This is a genomic window from Spirillospora sp. NPDC127506 (assembly GCF_040302145.1).
Taxonomy (GTDB): Bacteria; Actinomycetota; Actinomycetes; order Streptosporangiales; family Streptosporangiaceae; genus Spirillospora.
Window position 1 is genome coordinate 24,184 of sequence record NZ_JBEORG010000062.1, and the last position, 6,025, is coordinate 30,208.

Here is a 6,025-nt window from a genome sequence, read left to right on the forward strand (position 1 = left end):
CACATGGCACGGACGATCGACCAGATCCTCGCCGACGCGCGCGACCGGCTGGAGCGGCTGGAACCCGACAAGGCCCACGCCGAGGCGCGCGAGGGCGCGGTGCTGGTCGACATCCGCCCGGCGGCCCAGCGGGCGCGGGAGGGCGAGATCCCCGGCGCGCTGATCGTGGAGCGCAACGTCCTGGAATGGCGCTTCGACCCGGCGTCCGACGCCCGGCTCCCCGAGGCGACCGGGCACGACGTCCGCGTCATCGTGGTGTGCTCGGAGGGCTACACCTCCAGCCTCGCCGCCGCGTCCCTGCACGACCTCGGCCTGACCCGCGCGACCGACGTCGTCGGCGGCTTCCGCGCCTGGCGCGCCGCCGGGCTGCCGACGACCGGGGGAGCGGACGGGTGACGGCCGGCCCCGGCGGCCGGACGGCCCGCCGGGGCCGCGCACGATTCAGCAGTTTCGGCGGTCGATATCGCGGTCGCCTTAGTAATCGGATCCGCTGTTTTAGCGGGCTCCGCTAAAATGCGATTCTCTTTTTCTCTGGGTCTTGATTTCCGTGATCACTCGGGTAGAAGGAATTGAACCCTTCCCCGAGGAGGAATACCCGTGAAGGCTCCCATCATCAAGGCGGCCGCCCCGCTGGCCGCCGCGACCGCGGTACTCGCGCTGACGGCGTCCGGCGCGTCCGCCGCGACCACCACCGTCCGCGAGGACACCGCCGCCGGAGCGCCCTACTCCGGCAACTGGCAGGTCACCACCGTCGGCGCGATCGACTTCTCCGCCGACTTCCTGGGCGCGAAGGTGACCGGCTCCTGCGACGGTGCGACGCTGGAGGGGACGGTCGAGTCCACGGGCGCCGGCGAGCTCACCGCCGCGTCCATCGGCGCCTGCCGGACGTCCAACGGGCTCAGCTCGCCCGCGACCGACCTCGACCTCAGCGAGATCCCCGACCGGGGCGGCCAGGTCGTCTACGACCCCGTCGCCGGCGGGCGCGACGGCGTCCTGACCATCAACGGCGGCCTGCGCTTCAAGATCGAAGGCAAGATCTTCGGCATCACCATCACCTGCTGGTACGGGTTCCAGACGGGCAGCACGCCGGGCCTCCGGCTCGACGTCTACAACCGCGACAACCCGAACCGCCCGCTCCCGGACGCGGACGACGCCCAGGGCGGCTCCGACGACATCATGCTCGTGCGGCAGTCGGGAAGCAGCGGCCTCTGCCCGTCCAACGGCACCGGAAGCGGCGCCGGGATCGCCCGCGGCGAGAGCACGCCCGGCTCCGGCGTCTTCGACCGCAAGCTCTACCTGACCTCGTAGCGCGGGCCGCGGCGCGGAGAGGCGGCCGGACCCCGGGGCCGGTGCAAGGGAGTGATCATCCACCTCGGGGCCCGGCCGCCCTCATGCGCCCTCGCGGTGCTGGGTCGCCGTGTCGGAACGACCGGGGGCGTACGGCCGGAATCCTGTGGACGAACGCGAGGAATTCTGAGCCTAACTCCGCTGGTCAGCACTGTGTAATGACAGCGTGCTTACAGTTGTTTCCCACCGGTGTCCGGACGCCGCCGTGGCAAAATCACCCGCGGCAGGCGAAACCGCGGAGGAGCTCGATGCTCCGCTCGGGCGCCTCCCGGAAGACGCCGTGCCCGACGCCGGGAAGGACGTGGAGTTCCACGTCGGTGCTCGTGAGCGCCGCGGCGAGCCGCCGGGCGGCGGAGACGGTCGCGACGGGATCGTCCTCGCCGTTCATGATCAGGACGGGCCGGGAGACCCGGTCCAGGTGGGGCCAGGGGTCGAACCGGGCGGCGAGCGTGTCCCGGAAGCGTTCGATGACGTCGCGGTTCCAGCGGATCCGTGCGAGCCTGTCCGCCGCGTCGGGATCGCCGCCCGGCCGCCGCGAGTACAGCGGCAGGCAGACCCGCTCCCAGTCCTCCTGGACGTCCTCGCCGTTCCAGTACCGCCGCGCGATGTCGCGGGCCTGCGCGCCCCCGAGCCGCTCGAAGATCTCCAGGCGCTCCTCGGCCGGGCCGGGCATGACGCTGTCGAGCACCACGCCGCGGACGCGGTCCGGATGGCGGTGCGCCACGGTCAGCGCCACCCAGCCGCCGCTGGACGTGCCGACGAGCACCGGGTCCGCGATGCCGAGCGCGTCGCAGAAGGCCACCACGTCGTCCGCCCAGCGCTCCCACGTCCACGACGCGGGGTCGCCGGTGTCCGACCGGCCGCTGCCGCGCTGATCCAGGTACACGACCTGCGCGAACTCGGCGGCCCGGCCCAGCACCGGCTTGAACAGCGAATGGTCGGCGCCGGGGCCGCCGTGCAGGGCGACCAGCACGGGCCGCTCGACCATGGCCGGCCCGTCGGGGACGAGCCCGGCGCCCTCGACGTCGAAGTACAGCCGAATGTCACCGATATCGATCCGCATCGGGTTGATTCTGCTCCCTGCGGAACAATGAGGGGTGTGAAAGCGGTGGTCGTTTCGGACACGCACGCCCCGCGGCGCTGGAAGTCGTGCCCGCCGCGGGTGGCCGAGCACCTGCGCGGCGCGGACGTGATCCTGCACGCGGGCGACGTGTGCACGGCGTCCGTGCTGGACGAGCTGGCGGAGTACGCGCCGGTCCACGCCGTCCTCGGCAACAACGACGGGCCGGACGTCGCCGCCTGGGGCGCCCCCGAACGCCTCGAACTCGACCTCGGCGGCCTCGCCGTCGCGATGGTCCACGACAGCGGCCAGTCCCGCGGCCGGACCGCCCGGATGCGCCGCTGGTTCCCCGGCGCCGACCTGGTCGTCTTCGGCCACTCCCACATCCCGCTGGACGAGACCGGCGACGGCGTCCGCATCTTCAACCCCGGATCGCCCACCGACCGGCGCCGCCAGCCGCACGGCACCCTCGGCGTCCTGGACGTCCGCGACGGCCGCCTCGCCGAGGCGAAAATCGTTCCCGTCACATGAGGGCGTGCCGCCAGAATGCGTGAATGGCCGGCACAGCGAGCGGACGGCTCCCCTGGGACGGCGTGCCCGACCATGTGCGGAACGACGTGGAGACGCTGCTGGGCGCGCGCGTCGCCGCCGCCGCGACCCAGCCCGGCGGCTTCTCGCCGGGCGTCGCGGCGCGGCTCCGGCTGGACGACGGGAGCCGCGCGTTCGTCAAGAGCGCCGGCCCCGCCCCGAACCCCGACACCCCCGGCATCCACCGCGCCGAGGCCCGCGTCGCCGCCGCCCTGCCGGGGACCGCGCCCGTGCCCCGGCTCCTCGGCTCCTTCGACCGGGCCGGCTGGGTGACGCTCGTCTTCGAGGACATCGACGGCCGCCACCCGCGCGAACCGTGGGACGCCGCCGAGCTGGACCGCGTCCTGGACGCGCTCGTGCGGCTGGCGTCCAGCATGACACCGGCGCCCATCGACGCGCCGACGGCCGGCGAGCGCTTCGGGGCCTCCTTCCGCGGCTGGCGCCGGCTCGCCGCCGGCGGGGACCTCACCGGCCTCGATCCCTGGGCGCGCCGGAACCTGGCCCGGCTCGCCGTCCTGGAGGACGCGTGGGAGGACGCCGCCGCCGGGACGACCCTCGCCCACGCCGACGTGCGCGCCGACAACATCCTGCTCACCGGCGACCGGGTCGTCATCGTGGACTGGCCGTGGGCGTGCCTGGCCGCGCCCTGGTTCGACCTGGTCGCGATGCTGCCGAGCGTCCACCTGCAGGGCGGCCCGAGCCCCGCCGACGTCTTCGGCGCCCACCCCCTGGCCCGCGGCGCCGACAAGGAGGCGGTGACCTCCGTCGTCGCCGCGGTCGCCGGCTACTTCGTCCACGCGGGCCGGCAGCCGCCGCCTCCCGGCCTGCCCTCCCTGCGCGCCTTCCAGCGGGATCAGGGAGAGGTGGCCCTCGACTGGCTGCGGCGGCGCATGGAATCGTCCCCTCTGAGATGAGCGCCGCGACCGAGGGGGAGCCCGCATGACCGACCGCGTCACCGTGAACGTCCGCGAGGGGGTCGCCGACGTGCGGCTCAACCGCCCCGACAAACTGAACGCCCTCGACATGGCGACGTTCGACGCGCTCGCCGAGACCGGGGACGCGCTCGCCGCCGACCCGTCCGTCCGGGCCGTCGTCCTGTCGGGCGAGGGACGCGCCTTCTGCGCCGGGCTCGACTTCTCCGCTTTCGCCGCCATGGCCGGCGACGGCGTCCGGACCGGCGAGAGCGAGCGGGCCGTCCGGCTGCTGAACGACATCACGGAACGCGAACCGGGACGCATCACCAACCTCGGGCAGCAGGCCGTGCACATCTGGCGGGAGATGCCGCAGCCCGTCATCGCCGCCGTCCACGGGCACGCCCTCGGCGGCGGCCTGCAGATAGCCCTCGGCGCCGACATCCGCATCGTCGCGCCGGACGCGAAGCTGTCCGTGCTGGAGATCCGCTGGGGCCTCGTCCCCGACATGACCGGGACCGCCGCGCTGATCCGCCTCGTCGGCGAGGACGTCGCGAAGGAGCTCACCTTCACCGGCCGCACGGTCACCGGCGAGGACGCCGTCCGGATCGGCCTCGCCACCCGCACCGCCGGCGACCCGCGCGCCGCGGCGGCCGAACTGGCCCGCGAGATCGCCGGCAACAGCCCCGACGCGGTGCGCAGCGCCAAACGGCTGCTGAACCGCGCGGCGGACCACGACCTCGCCGGCCAGTTCCTCGAAGAGTCCCGGGCGCTCGGCGCGCTGCGCGGCAGCCCCAACCAGGTCGAAGCCGTGCGCGCCTACTTCGAGAAGCGCCCGCCGTCCTTCACCGACCCCGCCTGACGGGCAGGACGCGGCGGGCGCGCCGCCGGGCTAGGCCCAGAATGAGGCGATCCCGGCGGCGGCGGCCTTCCCCTGCGCGAGACCCGCGTGCGCCACCGGAGTGCGGGTGGACGGATCCAGGGGGTCGGCACCCGCCGCGCGGCGCGCGGCCTCGTCCGGGCCGATCACCTCGACGCGCCCGCCCGCCTCTTCCACCGCGGCGACCTCCCTCGGCAGCGACGGGTCGTCCATCGGCGCGATCAGCAGCACGCGCTCGTAGCCCACGGCCAGCGTGAGGTTGTTCAGCGACGCGACCCCGCCGTCCACATACCGGACGCCGCCTATCGTCACCGGCGGCCAGATCAGCGGGACCGCGCAGCTCGCCGCGACGGCGTCCACGAGCGGCACGCCCGAGTCGCGGTCGAACACGCGGAGGTCACCGGTCAGCGCGTTCACCGCCGTCACCCGCAGGTCCCTGGACGGCCATTCGCGGACGGGCAGCCGCGCCTCGATCACGGCCCGCCGCGCGGCCTCGTCGACGGTGTCGGCGGCCAGCGCCCGCGCGCCCATCGCGCGCCGGATCGCCGCCGGGTCGTCGTTCTCCTCGGCGACCCGCATCCAGGTCTCCGCCAGCTCGGCGACCGTCGCGCTCCCGGACGGCACCAGCTCCCGGTTCTGCAGCGCCGGGTCCGCCTGCCGCTCGAACAGCTCGCCGAGGGGCAGGCCGCAGCCGACCTGCGCGGCCACCGCCGATCCCGCCGACGTGCCGATCAGCACGTCCGCGCCGGTGACGTCCGCGCCTTCTTCGGCGAGCCCTGCGAGCACCCCGGTCAGCCAGGAGATGCCCGCGACCCCGCCACCGCCGAGCACGAGCGCGCGTCCGTTTCCACTCATGATCCGTCCTCTCGTCGCAGGGGGTAGAGCGCAGGCCCACCAAGATCCATTCCCGGTGCCGCAGGGCGAGCCGGGCATGTCCCGACGCACACGGGCGGGGAAGAAACCCCGCACATCGTGCGTTAGGTCACGTGCCCGAACGTGATCAGGCGGAATACCCGCGTCGTCGGGCTCGTTGAAGCGTCCCGGGGTCCGGAGCGCCGATTTGACGTGGATGCTCGGACCACGTAAGTTAACCCCTCGTCCCCTCACGGATGCAGGACGCCCGCATGGCGGCCGGCCGGAGAACGGGGAACCCACCTACGAACCAGCTGACGCGGCCGTGCTGCGTCCGCTGCGGTCTGCGGTGGCATCGGAAAAGGCTCGGTTTTGACTTTCCGGCCG

General features: G+C 73.9%; 7 protein-coding genes. 5 read left to right on the forward strand and 2 right to left on the reverse strand.

From position 1 onward, the window contains the following. The first annotated feature begins 3 nt into the window (after positions 1–3). Together ABTW95_RS33485 and ABTW95_RS33490 are read left to right on the forward strand one after the other, a co-directional pair. Positions 4–396 carry a rhodanese-like domain-containing protein gene (locus tag ABTW95_RS33485; protein WP_396450160.1) on the forward strand — a complete coding sequence of 131 codons (393 nt, stop codon included), beginning with the start codon at positions 4–6 and terminating at the stop codon, positions 394–396. A 201-nt stretch (positions 397–597) separates the two neighbouring features. Continuing rightward, positions 598–1,308: a hypothetical protein gene (locus tag ABTW95_RS33490; protein WP_396454979.1), complete on the forward strand. Its 711-nt coding sequence runs from the start codon at positions 598–600 to the stop codon at positions 1,306–1,308. Between the two features lie 253 nt (positions 1,309–1,561). Here the strand turns inward: ABTW95_RS33490 and ABTW95_RS33495 are convergent, their stop codons facing one another. Further along, positions 1,562–2,410: an alpha/beta fold hydrolase gene (locus tag ABTW95_RS33495; protein WP_500228392.1), complete on the reverse strand. Its 849-nt coding sequence runs from the start codon at positions 2,408–2,410 to the stop codon at positions 1,562–1,564. Positions 2,411–2,437: 27 nt separating this feature from the next. Between ABTW95_RS33495 and ABTW95_RS33500 the strand changes: the two genes are divergently transcribed. Genes ABTW95_RS33500 through ABTW95_RS33510 form a run of 3 tightly spaced genes read left to right on the forward strand, consistent with a single transcriptional unit; the run spans position 2,438 to position 4,768 of the window. Beyond that, the gene (locus ABTW95_RS33500) at positions 2,438–2,938 is read left to right on the forward strand and encodes a metallophosphoesterase family protein (protein WP_500228393.1); all 501 of its coding nucleotides are present in this window, start codon (positions 2,438–2,440) and stop codon (positions 2,936–2,938) included. A gap of 23 nt (positions 2,939–2,961) precedes the next feature. Next, positions 2,962–3,909: an aminoglycoside phosphotransferase family protein gene (locus ABTW95_RS33505; protein WP_500228394.1), complete on the forward strand. Its 948-nt coding sequence runs from the start codon at positions 2,962–2,964 to the stop codon at positions 3,907–3,909. Between the two features lie 25 nt (positions 3,910–3,934). Then, a complete protein-coding gene (locus tag ABTW95_RS33510) occupies positions 3,935–4,768 on the forward strand; it encodes a crotonase/enoyl-CoA hydratase family protein (protein WP_396450166.1) in 834 nt (277 codons plus the stop codon). A gap of 30 nt (positions 4,769–4,798) precedes the next feature. Here ABTW95_RS33510 and ABTW95_RS33515 read toward each other — a convergent pair whose 3' ends face one another. Next, positions 4,799–5,641 (reverse strand): patatin-like phospholipase family protein, encoded by an 843-nt coding sequence (locus tag ABTW95_RS33515; RefSeq protein ID WP_500228395.1) that lies wholly within the window; start codon positions 5,639–5,641, stop codon positions 4,799–4,801. Positions 5,642–6,025: the final 384 nt, after the last annotated feature.

Coding starts and splice junctions, on each gene's coding strand:
- ABTW95_RS33495 (WP_500228392.1), bottom strand. CDS start 2,410: ATGCGGATCGATATCGGTGACATTCGGCTGTACTTCGACGTCGAGGGC.
- ABTW95_RS33505 (WP_500228394.1), top strand. CDS start 2,962: ATGGCCGGCACAGCGAGCGGACGGCTCCCCTGGGACGGCGTGCCCGAC.
- ABTW95_RS33500 (WP_500228393.1), top strand. CDS start 2,438: ATGAGGGGTGTGAAAGCGGTGGTCGTTTCGGACACGCACGCCCCGCGG.
- ABTW95_RS33515 (WP_500228395.1), bottom strand. CDS start 5,641: ATGAGTGGAAACGGACGCGCGCTCGTGCTCGGCGGTGGCGGGGTCGCG.
- ABTW95_RS33510 (WP_396450166.1), top strand. CDS start 3,935: ATGACCGACCGCGTCACCGTGAACGTCCGCGAGGGGGTCGCCGACGTG.
- ABTW95_RS33485 (WP_396450160.1), top strand. CDS start 4: ATGGCACGGACGATCGACCAGATCCTCGCCGACGCGCGCGACCGGCTG.